The following is a 16,863-nucleotide window of genomic DNA, read 5'->3' as shown; positions in this document are numbered from 1 at the left end:
CTGTTTGCCCACTATTTATAAGAACTTTATGCTAAACAAAAATAACGATATTTTGCTATTTCACGCATTTTTATGTCAAATTGGGTATCAAAATTAATGACTTTTCTTACGCATTTAAACGGTCTGTAAATTACTCAAATATTCTTAATGTTGAGTTAAAAAAATTATTATATTGCGGCTCAAACCAATCACCGTTATGCGGAAATTTTCTTTATTCATAGCATTTGTGCTTTTGTGCTCTTTTTCTGATACATCGCTTATAAAGCGTATATCAGATGTGCATTTTCGTTATGAATTTTATACTACTACAAAAAAAGTAAATCCTAAAAAAGGCCGTGACTACTATTGGTTTAAAGGCGGCGCTATTCACAATAGCGAGTATGGCACGGCCGGCGAACTGCTTCAGGATGATTTTAATAAATATTACCATAGTAACCAACTGGCCGAGTCGGGTAAGTTTAAAAACGGATTAAAAGAAGGCCTCTGGAAAAACTGGTACGAGGACGGTACATTGCAATCTGAAACCTACTGGGACGGCGGACTTAAGGATGGTGATTATTATTTATATGATCCGGCAGGTGTACTTGTGGAAAAAGGGTCGTATAATAACAATGCTAAAAACGGGCGCTGGATAAATTATATCTCAAAGGATACACTAAAGTACCATAACGGAAGTGTAGTGATGCCTAAAGCGAAAAAACCAGAAAAACCAGAAGACACCATAACGGCTAACAAGCACAAATTCTTCAGGAATATATTTAGAAAAAAAAATAAGGATAATACAACAGGCCAGATGGCAGATGGTAAACAAAAAAATGCGGCATCTAAAAAAAGAGAAAAAGCCAGTAATGGCGAAAATGGAGAAGTAACCAAGCGTAGTTTTTTTGGAAAGCTTTTTAGCAAAAAAGAAAAGGAAGACGTTTCAGAGACTTCACCTGCTGAAAATAATAAAAAAGAAAAGCTAAAAGATAAAAAAGTTTCTACTGATAATAAGGAGAAAGAAAGTTTCTGGAGCCGGTTGTTCCATAAAAAAAAGCAGGATAAAAAATGAAAGCTATGGTAAGGGCAAACAGTTTGTTATATGCTATATACATTTGCCTTATTGTTGCTATTATATGTGCGGCTATGCTGTTTATGGCCGGGCTATATACTCAACTGAATCAGTATTACGTTAGCCATCAAAATCTTTATGTGCATAATGAATCGCTAGTAAATTTTGCTGTTTCGCATATGGACGACAAATATGCAACACCGGATGAAGATGATACAGGTATACTTTCATCTTTTGAAGTAAAACAGTATGGTGTTATACCTCTTGTCGTTGCAAAATCAATAATGGGGAATGATACTGTTGCTTCTATGCATTTTGTAGGTTGTACATCGCGGGATAACACAGCTTTATATGTGCCTAATTATGGAGCAGGTATTTCATACTCCGGTAATGTCAAACTCTTAGGAAATTCATATTTACCTACATCATATGTAGCATCTGTTTATCTTTCAGATGTGCCTAATAGTTTTTATTGTTCAGGTAAAGGCTTTATATCGAAAGGTATGTTGCCAGAGCCTGCAGATAATGTTGTTTCAGGCGCAATGGGGATATATGGTACTGCGGAAATTTTAGGGTCTGTTGAGAAAGAAGGTAAAATCATAAATTCTTTTTTAAAACCTCCATTAGTGCTTAATGATATCAACCGTGTTGGGAATCTGGATATAAAAGGAAATACAATAATAAAATCGTCTGATTCTATTGTAGTGTCAGCCATGGCAAAGCTTGAAGATGTGATTCTGATGGCGCCAAAGATAATTTTTGAAGACAACTTTGAAGGCAGTGTTCAGGCTTTTGCTACTTTAGGTATAGAAGTGGGTAAGAATGTAAGATTGAAATACCCTTCGGTTCTTTATGCTTCAAATCATTCGGTAAGTGAAAAGTGTAAGATTACAATAAATGAAGGTAGTAGTATTTACGGATTGATAATTATGTATGGAAATGAATATCAAAGAGTAGATAATAATAATGTGTATGTTGAAGCTAATGTAGGAGCATTTTGCGATATATATTCTACAGGCAATACATCTTTAAGAAGTAACGTGGCAGGATCAGTGTATACAAACAGGATATCATACAGGACCGCTACATCGTTAAATAACAATTGTGTTGTTAATATTGATTTAGGCCCTGAAAAGAGGCCTGGTTTTTTTTATAGTGTTCCGCTGTTTAAAGCTAATGCTTATGGTGTTATCAAAAAGCTCATATAATTTTAAGGCAGGTTCGCTATTAGAGTCTTTAATAGCTCTAACTATTATTGCTATTTGCCTTTACATAGCTACCATGGTGTATGCCGCGGTTTTTACTTCAAAGACCTCTTTAAAATATTATAGGGAGCAAAACAGTATTAACGAAGTGTTTTTCTTATTGCAGTTAAAGCAGGATAGTATTCCTTTGCCAGAAGATAACAAGAACAAATTTGAAATTGTAACGGAGAAAAATGATGGATTTGACAAAGTTATAATAATGCATAAAGACAGCAGCCAGACAGAATGGAATGAAAGGATATTTTATATAAATGAATAAAAAAGGGGGACATATTAGAGCTTTTACAATAATTGAGGCAGTTATAGGCATGGTTATAACAGCTATTATAATGTCTATTATTTTTGTTGTTTTTACAATTACTTCAGAACGTTTATTAGATTTTAAACAAGCTAACATTGAAATTGTAGACCTTAACAGAGTAAATTATGCCTTAAATAAAGATATGTTTGAAAGTAAGTATATAGAATATAATGATGGTGTGTTAAAGTTTTTGATGCATGACGATGCAAGTGCTACTTATGCAATCGACAGGGATATTTTAACACGTTATTCAGATGAATTTATTGATACATTTCATATTCATGTAGCAAACATGTATTTCGATACTATTTCTTCTTTAAACAAAAGACAGAGCTACAAGAGAATTAATTTAAAGTTAATAGACGGAAAAAAATCGTTTAACACATATTTTTACAAGAAAATTTATCCTGCAGAACTAATAAATAGTCATCATAATGAGTATTGACCTTAGTAGCTATAAGACTTTAGAAGCTAAAGGAAAAAGCAGTAAAGCCTCTTTTGATTTCAGCCTTTCATTTGGTAAAAAATTTACAGATAAAAAGAAGGAAAGTTTTTATCGTGAACTGGGGATGCTTTTAAGAGCAGGAGTAGATTTTAAAAAAGCGCTCGAAATATTGCATAGCCAAACCAAAAATAAGAATGATGCAGCAATGCTGTTAGACATAAAAAATAAAATAGTATCTGGGAAATCTATATATGAAGCCCTCTTTTCTTCAGGCCAGTTTTCAGCGTATGAATATTTTAGTATACAGATAGGGGAGGAAACACACAAGCTTGAGGTAGTATTGAGTGAGCTACAGAAATACTTTGCCTCTAAAATACAGATGCGCAGGCAAATAATATCAGTGCTTACTTATCCTGTCATAGTATTGGTAGTTACCATTTTAGTGCTGTATTTTATGCTTACTAAGGTAGTGCCGATGTTTACATCCGTTTTCAGGCAATTTAATAGTGAACTGCCTAAAAGTACCCAATATATTATAAAATTGTCTAATAATTCAGGTTTATTCTTTAGTATCCTGTTTGGTTTAATAATAGCGCTTATAGTATTGCATGCTACACTAAACAAAAAAAATAGTTATCGCAATTTCACTTCTGCAATGGTTATGAGGCTGCCCTATTTTGGCCAGTTAGTAAAAAAAATATATTTGGCCCGTTTTTGCCAGTCTATGAGTTTATTGCTTACTTCAAAAACACAATTGATAAACTCTTTAAAACTTACCGCAAAAATGGTAGGATTTTACCCTCTAGAGTTGTCTATAAAATATATTGTAGATGATGTAACAAAAGGACGAACGCTTACAGAAAGTTTTAGAAAACATCGCGTGTATGAAGACAGAATGGTTTCTATGATTGAAGTGGCAGAACAGGTTAATCAGTTGGATGTAATGTTTGAAAAGCTAACAGAACAATACAATGAAGATATTAACCATAAAACAAAAATGATAGGTGTAGTGCTGGAACCAATGATAATAATAGTCATAGGGATAGTGGTAGGGGTTATTATGATATCCATGTATGCCCCTATGTTTGATTTAAGTAAAATTATAAGGAATTAAAATAAACTGATATGAAAAAGTTATCAAAATTTTTTAAAAAAGGATATGTTAAAGCATATTCTCTTACAGAAATACTTATTGTATTATGTATCATAGGTATATTATTGCTCATGGTATTACCCAACCAGACATCAGTAATTAGCCAGGCAAAATCTATTGAAGCCCAGGCAATGCTAAACCAAGTATATGGCCTGCAAAAAAGTAATTTTTACCGTTTTTCAAAATACTCTGCCAGTGCGGAAGAACTTGGTTTTGAACAGGAAAAAACAGTAGATGAGGGGGGGCAGGCCGTTTATAAAATAGAAATTGTAGAGGCTTCATCTAATACATTTACAGCACGCGCTACATCAGTAACAGATCTTGATGGCGATGGTACCTTTAATACATGGGAAATAAACGAACAGAAAATGCTAACTGAAGTTACTAAAGAATAATGAAAGCATTAATTGTAATATTGCTTATTTGCCTGGTTGTTATTTTTATACAGGATATAAAATACCGATCTATACACATTGTGCTGCCGGCAATGGTATTTATTGCATCGGCGGTATTATTATATAAAAAGACTGGCTACGCAGGTCTGTCTATTGTTATTTACAATGTTATTTTATTTGCAGTAATATTTTTTGCACTTGTGGGGTATATGATTATTAAACAAGGTGTGTTAAAAAATCCGTTCAGGCACTACTTTGGCTTGGGAGACCTATTATTTTATATCAGTGTTACCCCGCTGTTTACAATTAAGTTATACCTCTTATATTTTATTTTATCAATGGTTTTTGCTATTATCTTATGTTATGTTTTGCGTAGCCTCATTAAGCCGGACAGTATACCGCTGGCAGGTTTTTCTGCCTTGCTTTTACTGGGTTTTTTAGCGTTTCAGTTTTGTGGTTTTAAATCAGTAATAATCGCTATATAAATATGTCTTTAGTTATAGATCAGGAAATACGCCATTTAGTATCTGCAGATATGGCAAACCATTACAGGGTATTGCCAGGCTTGGTAAATGACCATGGGCTAACGCTGTATATCGATGAAGCTAATAACTCCGAAGATGTAAAAGATGAGATAGAAATGCTTATAGGGCATAGGGTAAGTTTTATACCTACAGATACAGCAGAGATACAAAAAGCACTTTCACGTTACTACCGGCAAGAAAGAGATTTGGTAAGCATTAAATCGTTTAGTTTGTCTGAAAATGATTTTTTAGAGATGCTTATCCTCGAAGCCAGGTCTTTAAAAAGTAGCGATATACATTTTGAGATTTATGAAACAGAAGCAAGGATACGGTTCAGGATTGATGGGCAGCTTATAGAGCGCTTCCGTGTAGAACATGATAATTACCTTGAACTTGTAAATAAGATAAAGATTAAATCTAAGCTTAACATTACAGAAAAACGCCTGCCTCAGGATGGCCGCATCACTACCGGAGAATTTGATATAAGGGTCTCTATTTTACCCACTTTATTTGGAGAAAAGATAGTAATGAGGCTTTTAGGGCAGGATGCTTCTAACATTAGCCTTAATATTTTGGGCTTTAAAGAAGAAGAACATTATCATTATCTTGAGGCGGTAAGGAAGCCAAACGGCATCATACTTATAAGCGGGCCTACCGGTTCAGGAAAAACCACTACGTTGTATGCTACCCTTAAACTATTAAATGATGATAAACGAAACATTTTAACTGTAGAAGATCCTATTGAGTATACACTTAAGGGCATAAATCAGGTCCAGTTAAAAGAAGACATTGGGCTTACTTTTTCGGCTGCATTAAAATCATTTTTGCGGCAGGATCCTGATATTATAATGCTGGGGGAAATCAGGGATCCGGAAACGGCCCTTATGGCAATTAGGGCTTCACTTACCGGCCACCTGGTATTGTCTACAATACACACAAATTCTGCTTTAGGCACTATATCCAGACTTATAGATATGGGGGTGCCATCATACCTTATAGCAGAAACCCTAAACCTATCTGTTGCGCAAAGGCTGCTACGTAAGTTGTGCAACCATTGTAAAGTACGTGTGCCATTTATAGCTACTGATTTTCCAAGATCATTTAAAATACCTTATACTTTAGATAATCTTTATAAACCCTCAGGGTGTAATAATTGTTTTCATACGGGGTATAAAGGCAGGATGGCAATATATGAGTTATTTAGCATTGGATATGAAACAGCTATAATGATAAAAAATAATGAAACCCAAAAATTAGCAGCCGCGATTAAATATAAAACACTCTCTGCACAAGCCTATGATTTACTGGCATCGGGCGAAACATCCCTTGAAGAAATTTACTCAATTCTAATAAATATTTAAGTATGTTCAGAAGAATACTCCTGATCCTGACATTGGTTTTAGCTTGTTTTCCTGTTTTTTCTCAGGAAAATGGCGATCTTGAATTAAAGCTGAACGAACTATCTGCAATAAAACCAGGGATTAATCAAATTGTTAAGATTGATGTGTCGGGCATTACATTAAAAGACTTTATCAATTCTGTAGCTTCTGAACACGAACTTAACGTTAGTGTTGATAATGATCTTAATGATGTTGTAAGCAATAACTTTTTTGATGTTACTGTAAAAGATGTAATCTTATATCTGGTAGATAAATATTACCTTGAAGTAACCTTCAGGAATAATATTATGATATTCAAGAGAAAAAAACAGGAGATTGTAATTGCAAAGAAAATACCTAAACCTATTGATGTAAAATATAATTCTGAAAATGACTTTCTCAGCGTTAAATTTCAAAATGATACATTAGTAAATGCTGCGGCTGCAATAACTGAAATTTCGGGAAAAAATATTTTGCTTGCGCAGGATGTAAAAAGCATGCCAATTACCGCTTATGTGGTAAACAGGCCTTTTGACCAGGTAATTGAAATGATTGCAAAATCTAATAACCTTATAGCCACTAAAGATGAAAATGATGTATATTTTATTGAAAAAAATTTGCAGCCTTCCAGTACGGAAAGAAGTACGGGGAATGCGGGCAGAAGGCAGGCAAAAGTTTCAGCAGGGGAAGAGGGGAGTTATGAAATTGTGCTAAATAGCACAGGTTTTCTTTCAATTAAGGCAAACAACGCCGATGCTACAGCTATAATAATGGAAGCGGCACAAAAGCTTAATATACCTTACTTTTTGTATAATAAACCTGAAAATGAGAAAACTACATTATACGCAGATGGTATTACGTTTGATGAATTGCTTGATAATATATTTAAAGGAAAAAAATATACCTATAAGAAACAGGATAATTTTTATATGGTTGGTGAGCAATCTACAGAAGGTCTCAGATATACAGAACTGATAGCATTGCAAAATCGCTCTATAGAGTCTGTGCTGGCCTCGCTGCCCAAGATTTTTTCTGAAAAGGTTGAAATTAAAGAATTTGTAGAACTTAATTCACTTATTGTTTCTGGAGCCAGGAATATTATCCAGGAAATGAAAGACTACATTCATCAGATTGATAAAGTCGTGCCGCTTGTACAAATTGATGTCATGATAGTTCAATATAATAAATCGTATGATATACAAACAGGATTAAAAGCCGGGCTTGATAAAACTAAGGCGGTAACTACCGGCGGCACAGTGTTCCCATCGGGCGACGTAACTCTTAACGGATCATCTGTAAATAGCCTCATTGATGCTTTTAACGGTTTTGGGATTGTAAAGTTGGGTAAAGTTACTGAGGCATTCTATCTAAACCTTAAATTTTTAGAGGATAACTCTGTAATAAAAATTGAGTCAACACCTAAAATAGCAACACTTAGCGGGCATGAGGCTAAACTATCTATAGGCGAAACGAGCTATTATTTTGAGCAAAGTAACCAGCTTTTAACTAATACGCTTAATAATAGTGTGCTTCAGTCAGGCTCATGGAAATCTACAGATGCCGACCTAAGTGTCGTTATAAAGCCTTATGTATCTACAGATGAAAATGTAACTTTAACCGTAACAGTAGAAAAAAGCTCGTTTTTGGCACGTGTAGGTGAAACTGCCCCGCCAGGTAAAGCGACACAAAAGTTTCAGTCTTTAGTGCGCGTTAAAAATAATGAAATGGTACTGCTGGGAGGCCTTGATGAACTTAAAAAAGAAAACTCAGGCTCTGGCGTACCGCTAATTTCAAGAATTCCGATTATAAAATGGTTTTTTAGCAGCAGGAGAAAATCAAAAAATAATTCCAAACTACACATTTTTATAAAGCCTACCATAATTTATTAAGGATATGATTATAAATAAACTATTTCAAATAAATGCCCTTACGGTATTAGGGATATTTAGAGATACTAATGATACAGATTCTACCTTTTCTACCTTGCAAGTAGTAAAGAGGAAGGATAAATTAATTGTAATAGCGAAGAATGTTTTTCCTACATTCGAAGCTGCCATAAAGGGCATTGATATTAAAAATCCTGTTATAGTTGTATTTGACGGAAAAGGTGTGCTAAATAAAAAAATTGATAATAAAAGTGAACAAGACATTGCCTGGAAAAATAATATCGACCTCAATACCATATACCTTACCACTTATTTAACCGATGGGGTAGAATTTATTTCATTTGCCAGAAAAACATTTATAGATGAATTTTTAAATACATTAGCTAAAAATAAGGTTGAAATAATAGATTTGCATATAGGGCCACTTGCGGCGGTAGTGATGAAAAATGTTTTGGGAAAGAATAGTTACATTTCTAATACTACCCTGCTCGAATTTACAGATGATAAACTGGTTCATTTAGAAAAGGTCTTGCCCGGCGATTTACTCCCTCATTATAATATCTCGGAGCTGGAACTTTCATCGAGCCAGTTATTGTTATACAGTTGTGCTGTAAAATATTATATTGAAGTTCCGGAAATAGAAAAATCTGTACCGGCAAGTATAAATGCTGAAGAGGTAGTATATAAGAAGGCTTTTAATAAACTGGCCATAGTAATGCTGGCGTTTGTATTTACATTACTTATTATAAGTTATTCTTGCATACAGTACTATCTTTCAAAAAATGCAGCGTTAAATGAGCAAAATCTGTACTCAACACGCACATTTAATGAGATACAGAAGATGGATACTGAAAGACAACAAAAATTGAAGATACTGGCTGATACCGGGCAGATGTCTAAAAATTTCATGAGTTTCTATATATACACAATAGCTAAATCGGTACCGGCCGAAATAATATTGAGCAGTTTAGAAATTTCTCCATTGTCTACGGATATTAAAGAGGGCAAAAAAATAGAAGTTAATGCTAACACAATACTTATTTTCGGTATTAGTAAGGACGACAGGAGCTTTAACAGCTGGATGGAGAAAGTAAAAAAAAATAGCTGGATAGGTACTTTCGAAATTTTATCTATAAAAAAGAATAAGGATAACAAACAGGAATTTGAAATAAAAATTCATTTAAACGATGTTTGAAAAATATACATACAAATTTAAATTAAAGGCACTTGCATTAATATTTGTATTGCTTTTGGCTGCTGCCTATAAACGTTCTTTTAGCCAGCTTATAGATTTGGTAAAAGAAAACAATGCCCTTACCGAAAAAAAGAAAGAGTTAGATAAAAGCGAGAACAACATAAAAAAATTACAATACACACTTGATAAGATAGACAGGATAATAGGGAAAGAAACCGTAGATAAAGAAAAAATACAGCAGGATATTATAAGTTTTACTGTAAATAAAAAATTGGGTATATCGATATTTGATATGCGCTCTATACACCAATTTAATGATGAGAATTACACTATTTACACTAACCAGTTTGAACTTACCGGAAGCTTTAATGATCTGTTAAGACTCTCTTATGACTTTGAAAAAAAATTTTTACTTTCGAGAGTATCCAGTATGCACTTTTATACTATTAAGAAAAGCAATAACCCAACCGTATTACACTTAAAAATGATATTTCAAAACTATGAGAACAATAAATAATTTTTTCGTTTTAATATTGCTGTTTAGCATGGTTTCATGCGAAGACCTACTTGAAGAAGATATTACTAATGATATGGTAACTACATCTTCGCCCGTAGAAGGAGAAGAAGTGCACAGCAATGTTGTAACATTTAAGTGGAATGATTTAAAGGGGGCTGATGATTACAGGCTCCAGGTATATACATCGGGTACAATAGTTCTTGATTCTCTTATAAGCACAAATAATTTTACTTATTCGTTAAATCCGGGTACTTATCAGTGGCGCGTGAGGGGCGAGAATTTTGCCTATCAAACAGGCTATACCTTTCCTGTAAATTTCACCCTTATTGAAAGTGATGATCTTGATAACCAGCAAGTACCATTAGTGAGCCCACTCTCGGGCATCTATAGTAATAATGGGGCCATGACATTTAGCTGGACCGGACTTACCGCAGCAACTACTTATGAATTTCAGCTTCTTAATGTTACAGCAGGTAGTACAATTGTACTTCAACAATCGGATATCGAAGAAACTTTTTTTACCTTAACTTCAGGAACAATTACTGATGATGCCCAGTATATGTGGAAAGTCAGGGCTTATAATGCTGATAACAATTCTCAAACACAGTTTGCATCCAGGTCATTTTATATTGATACTACAGCACCTCTTCAGCCTCAAAATTCACTTCCTGAAAATAATGATTCGCTTTCATTAAGCTCAGATGTTAACTTTGAGTGGAATATTGGATCTGATCCGGGAACAATCGTTTCACCTGTCACATATTCGTTACAAATAGCTACAGACACCGGCTTTAATAATATCATAGAAACAGCCAATGTAAGTACTACATCGTATAATTATACTTTTAGTAACACCGGAACCTATTATTGGAGAGTTAGGGCTAATGACCAGGCAGGTAACCAGGGTGCTTACGGCAGTTACTATAAGCTCATTTTACAGTAATGAAAAAGGAGTTAAATATCATATTAATTATAGTAGTTATATCTTTATGGGGTACAGTTGCTTATAAATACTTTAAAAATTATTTTTTCGCTTCAACTATTGAATCCGAAAATATTGTAGCAAATAATTATCAAAATCTCGAAATAGTACGCGACACCATCGCATTTCAATATCTTGATAGGGATCCTTTCCTTGCAACACCCAGTCCAAGTATAGCTGAAGGTAAAAATAATAACAGTATAGTAAAACCAAAGTATAAAAACGCTGTAGTAAATCCTGTACAACAGGAAATAATTCCCATGCCTGAAATTATTTATTATGGCTACATTAAATCAGGAACGAAAGAATTTGCTTTATTAAAAGTTAATGAGACACTGCTGAGATTACAGAAACAACAGGTCAAAAATAATATAAGGGTTAAGTCATTTTCTAAAAATGATTTGATAATAATATTTGGAGGCCAGGAGTATACGTTCGCAAAGAACTAAATTGCCTTTTCTGTAAATTTATTTATAATAAGATATACTATGTCAATTTCAACTTATCACCATATTTATCATTAGGCATCTGTCCGCACATATAAAATAACTTTGTAAAACGTTCCAAAATCTTCTTCAAAAAAGTTCGACATCTGTTCGGGAAAGGCTAAAATAAAATTATAGTGGGAAATCTTTTATCGATAAGGTTTTCCGACTTTTTTTTTCGTATTAAGTAACTACAGATTGAATAACCGCACTAAAATTATTTTATCGAAGCAACATTATTTAAAAGATTTCAATACGTTCCTGACCTTCTTTTCGATACGTTATATTAATCCCCCGCTCCTAACAATACACCAGAATCTTGTTGATGCCCGCAATTTTTACAAATCAAAATTATGCGATTTTTTTCAGTGGTCAACCTGTCAGATAGCCTACTGCACAAAATGTTACTGCAAAAAAGAATATAATTTAGCATGGGTGCTTACAGTTTGAGTTAAAAGGGATTCGATAGTTAAATTATGAAAAAAAGGAAGCCTTACGACTTCCTTTCATTTTTGTCAATTAGGTATTATACCTTACCTAAAGTATATAGTTGCTCCATAGTTGGCGTTTTGCTTCCTCCTGCCGGTTCAAGTGTTATACCAAAGGCCTGTGCACCCATATAGTTGTCCATTTTAAATACACCACTGTTTGCCTCGTTGTCATCTACAAGGCCTATGCTGGTAGGCGTTAAAGGTTCTAGCTTAAGCGCCCATATCTGGTATACCTTGCCCGCGGGCGCTTTTGGCAGCCCTGCCACGTCTACATATATTTCACCCTTAGCCTTGTTCAGGTATACGGTGGCATACGCCTGTGGCGCTACAGCCTGCCCTGCAAGTTTTACAGTGGTATTTTGTACATCGCGCACTATGGCAAGCGCCGCCTCATGTTCGGCATTCTTTTTATTGGCATCAGCTACCAGCTGCTCAAATTTAGAGCGCTGTGCGGTGGCTGACTGTACCTGCTCTGTAGCCTGGTTGTATTTGTAAGATTGTATGCCAAGGCCCATCATAAGCACCACGGCCGCTGCCCAGCCTATATAGCCACTCAGGCTACGCTTTGGCTGTAATTGTACCACACCACCGTGTTTCTCAATAAGCTTTTCGCGTATGCGTTCAAAATTCTCTGCCGAAAGCGGTGGAGCCACAGCATAAGACAGGTTGATGACCGTCTTTTCTATTGCAAGTATCTCGGCTGCCACTTCGTTGTGCTTTTTAGCCAATGCATCAACCTCAAGATTTTCCTGTTCAGACAAAAGCCCGTACACATAAAACTCAAGCGTACCGGATGCTATGTATTCTTCCATTTCCATTAGTCCTGTAGTATATTTTTTAATTCACCTATGCAATTCCTGTTCTGCGTTTTTACAGTTCCCAGTGGTATTTCAAGTTCGTCTGAAGCTTCCTGTTGGGTATAGCCCTTGAAGAAAAGCAGGTCGATTAGCTTAATGCATTTTGGCTTCAGCTTGTTTATAAATTCCTTTATCCCAATTGCATCTATCCTGTTGGTTACACTGGTATTGTAATCGAGTATATGTACGAAATTGTCTGATGAAAGGTTTTTTTTACTATTGTTATGGCCTTTAGAGCGAAGCCTGTCTATAGACGAGTTACGGGCGATATTTACAATCCAGGTAAAAAAACGGCCTTTCCCTTCGTTATAGGTGTCAATGTTCTTCCATATTTTTACAAAAACATCCTGCAGTACGTCCTCGCTTTCTTCTTTATCTTTTAAGAGGTTGAAAATAACGCCATACAGGCTTTTTGAATACATGTCGTATAGTGCAGTAAACGCTTTGCCGTCTTTTTTGTAAATTTGTTCCAGTAATTGTTCTTGTGTCATTATCCAGGGTTTGGTTATCCCGAAGATACTAAAAAGTATGATAAGTTAAAAATACAGATGAAAAATACCTCAGGCCAAGAGTATCTGGCTTACCTTGAAACGTTTATTACCGAAAGCCGCCGCGATAATTTTATAAAGATATTACAGCAGCGCAGCAAGCATTTTACGGTAGCTGTAGAAGATGTGTACCAGTTGCACAATACCAGCGCCGTGCTGCGTACCTGCGAAGTATTTGGCGTTCAGGAGTTACACGTTATTGAAGAAAAATACGGCAAAAAAATAGATAAGGAGATAGCGCTTGGCGCGCAAAAATGGGTAGATGTGAGCCGTTACGGCACCACTGCATCATGTATAGAGCATCTTAAGGCAAAGGGTTACCGCATTATTGCTACAAGTCCGCATGATGAATCGTGCCTGCTACAGGACTTTGATATATCGCAACCTGCAGCATTGTTCTTTGGTACTGAAAAACTGGGTCTTAGCAATGAGGTGTTAGAACAAGCTGATGGTTACCTTAAAATACCAATGGTGGGTTTTACGGAGAGCCTTAATATATCATCATCTGCGGCTATAATCATACAAAGCCTTAGCAGCAGGCTCAGGCAATCAGATATACAATGGCAGCTATCAGATGAGGAGATGCTTGAAAAGCGTATCGACTGGGCCCGGAAATCAATAAAGGACATTGATTTTATTACGTCGAGGTATTTAGAGCAGCACTAATTCTTATTTACGGCTTTGTAATCTTCATAACAGCCGCTTATGGCATCCATTATCTGGAGGTCGTTTGCGGTTTTTACAAATTCTTCGCTGTAGTTGCAGCGTTCCAGTATTTCTGCAATATCATCTTTAGTTACGCCAAGGAGCGCAGCAAGCGTTTCGCGGTCAAATTTGTTGGCAAGGGCATTACGCACAGCATCGTCTTTTTTCATTTCGCGCAGCCTGCGCATTTCTGTGGGCTTTTTGCCAAAGATATTGTGCAGCACATCGGCAGGGTTAAAAACCGAGCTTACAATTTTTTTAAACGCGGTAGGGGAGTTGTTGCCGCCCTCATAGCCGTACAGCCCGCTTATGTTGTAGCGGTAGCTTTTATCGTCTACCGGCGCAAGTTTGCTGTCTATAACCAGGTAACCTGTAAGGTTGTATTTGTTTATTATTACCTCGTCAAGCACTTTAGCGCGCTCGGTTAGGGGTATCTTGGTGTTGGTTGCATTGTTTATCCAGTCGTTAGTTACACGCACTTTTATAGGCAGGTAGCCTATAAATGCAATATGCAGGGTATCATTAGCTGTGGCTTCTATGGTAAAATTACCCTTACCGTCTGATACGGTACCCTTAACGCGGTTAATATTGATTATGTTAGCTCCCGACACAGGAAGCAGTGTGATGTCTGAAACGATGGTTCCTGTTACGCTCGAAGTGGCTTTGCCTTTATCCTGGGAGTGGGCTGTAAGTGAAAGTAACGATATAAAAAAAACTACAAAATACCTCATTGATTGTTTATGTGCTGTAAAAGTAATAAACAAACGTGATATTTTGTAGTTAGTATGCAATTGATAAGAAATATTTTATCTACCTGCGTGGCTTGCGGTCACTGCTGCCTTCATTTCGGCGCGGCGGACGTGATGAATCACTACGGCCACGGCCAAATGATTCGCCCCTGCGCTCACCCCTGGGCGCAAAGCCTCCGCCAGACGGGCGTCCGCCGTGGTCGCGGCGTCCACTATTTCGGCTTCCGTCGTTTTTAGATATCTCTACGTTAAGGCGGCGCCCTTCAAGGTGCATCGCGTTAAGTGTAGAAGTTACAAGCTCGGCGTGCTGCGCATCGGTATTAAAGAACGAGAAACCTTCTTTAACATCAACTTTAAAAATATCGTCACGGCCAAGGCCAAGGGTATCGCGAAGGAAATCCTTAAGCTGCATCCAATCGAAATCGTCACGTGAGCCAATGTTGATAAAGAAACGTGCGGCACCGTCTGAAGATCCTCCTGAGAAGCCTTCGTCCCTGCGGTCGCTTCCTGCTTTCTGGGCAGAAATATCTTTGTTCTTTTTATAGTAATTGATAAAACGGTTAAATTCTACCGATACCATTTTCTTGATAAGCTCCTCTTTTGTAAGGTCTTTCATAACCTCTTCAATAGCCGGGAGGTAAGAGTCTATCTCGTGGTCTACCTCTACATCGTGTATTTTGTTTGCAAGGTGCAGTAGCTGTATCTCACAAATTTCGATGCCCGATGGTATGGTTTTCTCCTCAAATTTTTGCTTGATTGTCCTTTCGATAAGCGATATTTTACGGAGCTCACTTTTTGTAATGATTACAATAGAAGTGCCCAGTTTACCGGCGCGGCCTGTGCGGCCAGAGCGGTGGTTGTAGGTTTCTACCTCATCCGGCAGCTGGTAGTTAATAACGTGTGTAATGTTATCAACGTCTATACCACGCGCGGCAACATCGGTCGCTACAAGCATTTGTATCTGCCTGCCACGGAATGATTTCATAACGCCATCGCGCTGTGCCTGGCTAAGGTCGCCGTGCAGCGCCGCTGCGTTATATCCATCTTCAATCAGTTTTTCTGCTACGGCCTGGGTATCACGTTTTGTGCGGCAAAACACCACCGAGAAAATATCAGGGTTACCATCGGCTATACGCTTAAGCGCCTCATAGCGGTCGCGGGCGTTAACCAGGTAAAATTCGTGCGATACAGTGCTTGAACCCGAGTTTTTATGGCCTACGGTAATCTCAAGCGGCTTGCGCATAAATTCTTTTGCTATGCGTGCCACTTCCTGTGGCATGGTAGCAGAAAATAACCAGGTGCTTTTTTCATCCGGCGATGTAGATAATATGTTTACGATATCATCATAAAAGCCCATGTTAAGCATTTCGTCTGCCTCATCAAGGATGCAGAAATCAAGCTTGGTAACATTTACAAGGCCACGGTTTATCATGTCCTGCATACGGCCCGGGGTGGCCACAATAATCTGTGCGCCGCGTTTTATTTCGCGTGCCTGCTCTGTAATGCTGGCGCCGCCATAAACCGCTACGGTGTTTATACCCTTAATATACTTAGAGTATAACTTTATTTCGTTAGTAATTTGCAGGCAAAGTTCGCGCGTTGGCGAAAGTATCAGTGCCTGTGTGTTTCTGTTTTCAGGATCTATCTTCTGGATAAGCGGGAAGCCAAATGCAGCAGTTTTGCCTGTACCGGTTTGGGCAAGTGCCACGATGTCGGTATCTTTTTCCAATAATAGGGGTATGGCTTTCTCCTGTACTTCCGACGGGTTTTCAAAACCCAGGTCGGCTATCGCTTTTAACAGCGGCTCGCTTAGCCCCAATAGTTCAAATTTGTTCATATATGCTTTTAAATAAGCCGCAAAGGTACAATTTATTAACCATATAAGCTAATGGCTATTGCAGATTTATTTTTAAGATATATATTGACTATCAGTCA

Annotated in this window: 18 protein-coding genes; 14 read left to right on the top strand and 4 right to left on the bottom strand. The window is 36.8% G+C overall.

The genetic code is table 11. The features are described from left to right. The first annotated feature begins 196 nt into the window (after positions 1 to 196). From ACLI09_RS17055 to ACLI09_RS16995, 13 genes are all read left to right on the top strand, one after another. Positions 197 to 1,051 carry a toxin-antitoxin system YwqK family antitoxin gene (locus ACLI09_RS17055; RefSeq protein WP_411420857.1) on the top strand — a complete coding sequence of 285 codons (855 nt, stop codon included), beginning with the start codon at positions 197 to 199 and terminating at the stop codon, positions 1,049 to 1,051. Further along, the gene (locus ACLI09_RS17050) at positions 1,048 to 2,259 is read left to right on the top strand and encodes a hypothetical protein (protein WP_411420856.1); all 1,212 of its coding nucleotides are present in this window, start codon (positions 1,048 to 1,050) and stop codon (positions 2,257 to 2,259) included. The genes ACLI09_RS17055 and ACLI09_RS17050 overlap by 4 nt, the downstream gene beginning before the upstream one ends. Then, entirely contained in the window at positions 2,234 to 2,575 is a 342-nt protein-coding gene (locus tag ACLI09_RS17045; RefSeq protein ID WP_411420855.1) for a type II secretion system protein, read from the top strand. Before ACLI09_RS17050 ends, ACLI09_RS17045 begins: the two co-directional genes overlap by 26 nt. Beyond that, the gene (locus ACLI09_RS17040) at positions 2,568 to 3,062 is read left to right on the top strand and encodes a type II secretion system protein J (protein WP_411420854.1); all 495 of its coding nucleotides are present in this window, start codon (positions 2,568 to 2,570) and stop codon (positions 3,060 to 3,062) included. The genes ACLI09_RS17045 and ACLI09_RS17040 overlap by 8 nt, the downstream gene beginning before the upstream one ends. Next, complete coding sequence (locus tag ACLI09_RS17035; protein ID WP_411420853.1) at positions 3,052 to 4,176, top strand: type II secretion system F family protein; 1,125 nt, start codon at positions 3,052 to 3,054, stop codon at positions 4,174 to 4,176. The genes ACLI09_RS17040 and ACLI09_RS17035 overlap by 11 nt, the downstream gene beginning before the upstream one ends. A gap of 11 nt (positions 4,177 to 4,187) precedes the next feature. Beyond that, entirely contained in the window at positions 4,188 to 4,610 is a 423-nt protein-coding gene (locus tag ACLI09_RS17030) for a type IV pilin protein (protein WP_411420852.1), read from the top strand. Between the two features lie 92 nt (positions 4,611 to 4,702). Further along, positions 4,703 to 5,095, top strand: a complete 393-nt coding sequence (locus tag ACLI09_RS17025; protein WP_411420851.1) for a hypothetical protein — start codon at positions 4,703 to 4,705, stop codon at positions 5,093 to 5,095. Between the two features lie 2 nt (positions 5,096 to 5,097). Next, positions 5,098 to 6,495 (top strand): GspE/PulE family protein, encoded by a 1,398-nt coding sequence (locus ACLI09_RS17020; protein ID WP_411420850.1) that lies wholly within the window; start codon positions 5,098 to 5,100, stop codon positions 6,493 to 6,495. 2 nt (positions 6,496 to 6,497) lie between these two features. Beyond that, a complete protein-coding gene (locus tag ACLI09_RS17015; RefSeq protein WP_411420849.1) occupies positions 6,498 to 8,402 on the top strand; it encodes a type II secretion system protein GspD in 1,905 nt (634 codons plus the stop codon). Positions 8,403 to 8,406: 4 nt separating this feature from the next. Then, complete coding sequence (locus tag ACLI09_RS17010) at positions 8,407 to 9,594, top strand: PilN domain-containing protein (RefSeq protein ID WP_411420848.1); 1,188 nt, start codon at positions 8,407 to 8,409, stop codon at positions 9,592 to 9,594. Continuing rightward, positions 9,587 to 10,111 (top strand): hypothetical protein, encoded by a 525-nt coding sequence (locus ACLI09_RS17005; RefSeq protein ID WP_411420847.1) that lies wholly within the window; start codon positions 9,587 to 9,589, stop codon positions 10,109 to 10,111. The genes ACLI09_RS17010 and ACLI09_RS17005 overlap by 8 nt, the downstream gene beginning before the upstream one ends. Then, positions 10,095 to 11,054 carry a hypothetical protein gene (locus tag ACLI09_RS17000; RefSeq protein WP_411420846.1) on the top strand — a complete coding sequence of 320 codons (960 nt, stop codon included), beginning with the start codon at positions 10,095 to 10,097 and terminating at the stop codon, positions 11,052 to 11,054. The genes ACLI09_RS17005 and ACLI09_RS17000 overlap by 17 nt, the downstream gene beginning before the upstream one ends. After that, entirely contained in the window at positions 11,054 to 11,542 is a 489-nt protein-coding gene (locus ACLI09_RS16995) for a hypothetical protein (protein WP_411420845.1), read from the top strand. Before ACLI09_RS17000 ends, ACLI09_RS16995 begins: the two co-directional genes overlap by 1 nt. 562 nt (positions 11,543 to 12,104) lie before the next feature. Here ACLI09_RS16995 and ACLI09_RS16990 read toward each other — a convergent pair. Beyond that, positions 12,105 to 12,887 carry an anti-sigma factor domain-containing protein gene (locus ACLI09_RS16990; RefSeq protein ID WP_411420844.1) on the bottom strand — a complete coding sequence of 261 codons (783 nt, stop codon included), beginning with the start codon at positions 12,885 to 12,887 and terminating at the stop codon, positions 12,105 to 12,107. Further along, entirely contained in the window at positions 12,887 to 13,417 is a 531-nt protein-coding gene (locus ACLI09_RS16985) for an RNA polymerase sigma factor (RefSeq protein WP_411420843.1), read from the bottom strand. Before ACLI09_RS16985 ends, ACLI09_RS16990 begins: the two co-directional genes overlap by 1 nt. A gap of 57 nt (positions 13,418 to 13,474) precedes the next feature. On the opposite strand from ACLI09_RS16985, the gene ACLI09_RS16980 reads away from it, so the two are divergent. Next, complete coding sequence (locus ACLI09_RS16980) at positions 13,475 to 14,140, top strand: TrmH family RNA methyltransferase (protein ID WP_411420842.1); 666 nt, start codon at positions 13,475 to 13,477, stop codon at positions 14,138 to 14,140. Here ACLI09_RS16980 and ACLI09_RS16975 read toward each other — a convergent pair. Then, a complete protein-coding gene (locus ACLI09_RS16975; protein WP_411420841.1) occupies positions 14,137 to 14,910 on the bottom strand; it encodes a carboxypeptidase-like regulatory domain-containing protein in 774 nt (257 codons plus the stop codon). The two genes, ACLI09_RS16980 and ACLI09_RS16975, sit on opposite strands and share 4 nt — an antisense overlap. A gap of 79 nt (positions 14,911 to 14,989) precedes the next feature. After that, positions 14,990 to 16,765, bottom strand: a complete 1,776-nt coding sequence (locus tag ACLI09_RS16970) for a DEAD/DEAH box helicase (RefSeq protein WP_411420840.1) — start codon at positions 16,763 to 16,765, stop codon at positions 14,990 to 14,992. Positions 16,766 to 16,863 lie beyond the last annotated feature (98 nt).

The organism is Flavobacterium sp. RHBU_24 (assembly GCF_046613695.1).
In the GTDB taxonomy this organism is placed as follows: Bacteria; Bacteroidota; Bacteroidia; order Flavobacteriales; family Flavobacteriaceae; genus Flavobacterium.
The sequence above is the reverse complement of the archived record's forward strand: the minus strand, read 5'-3'. Positions and strand labels throughout refer to the sequence as shown.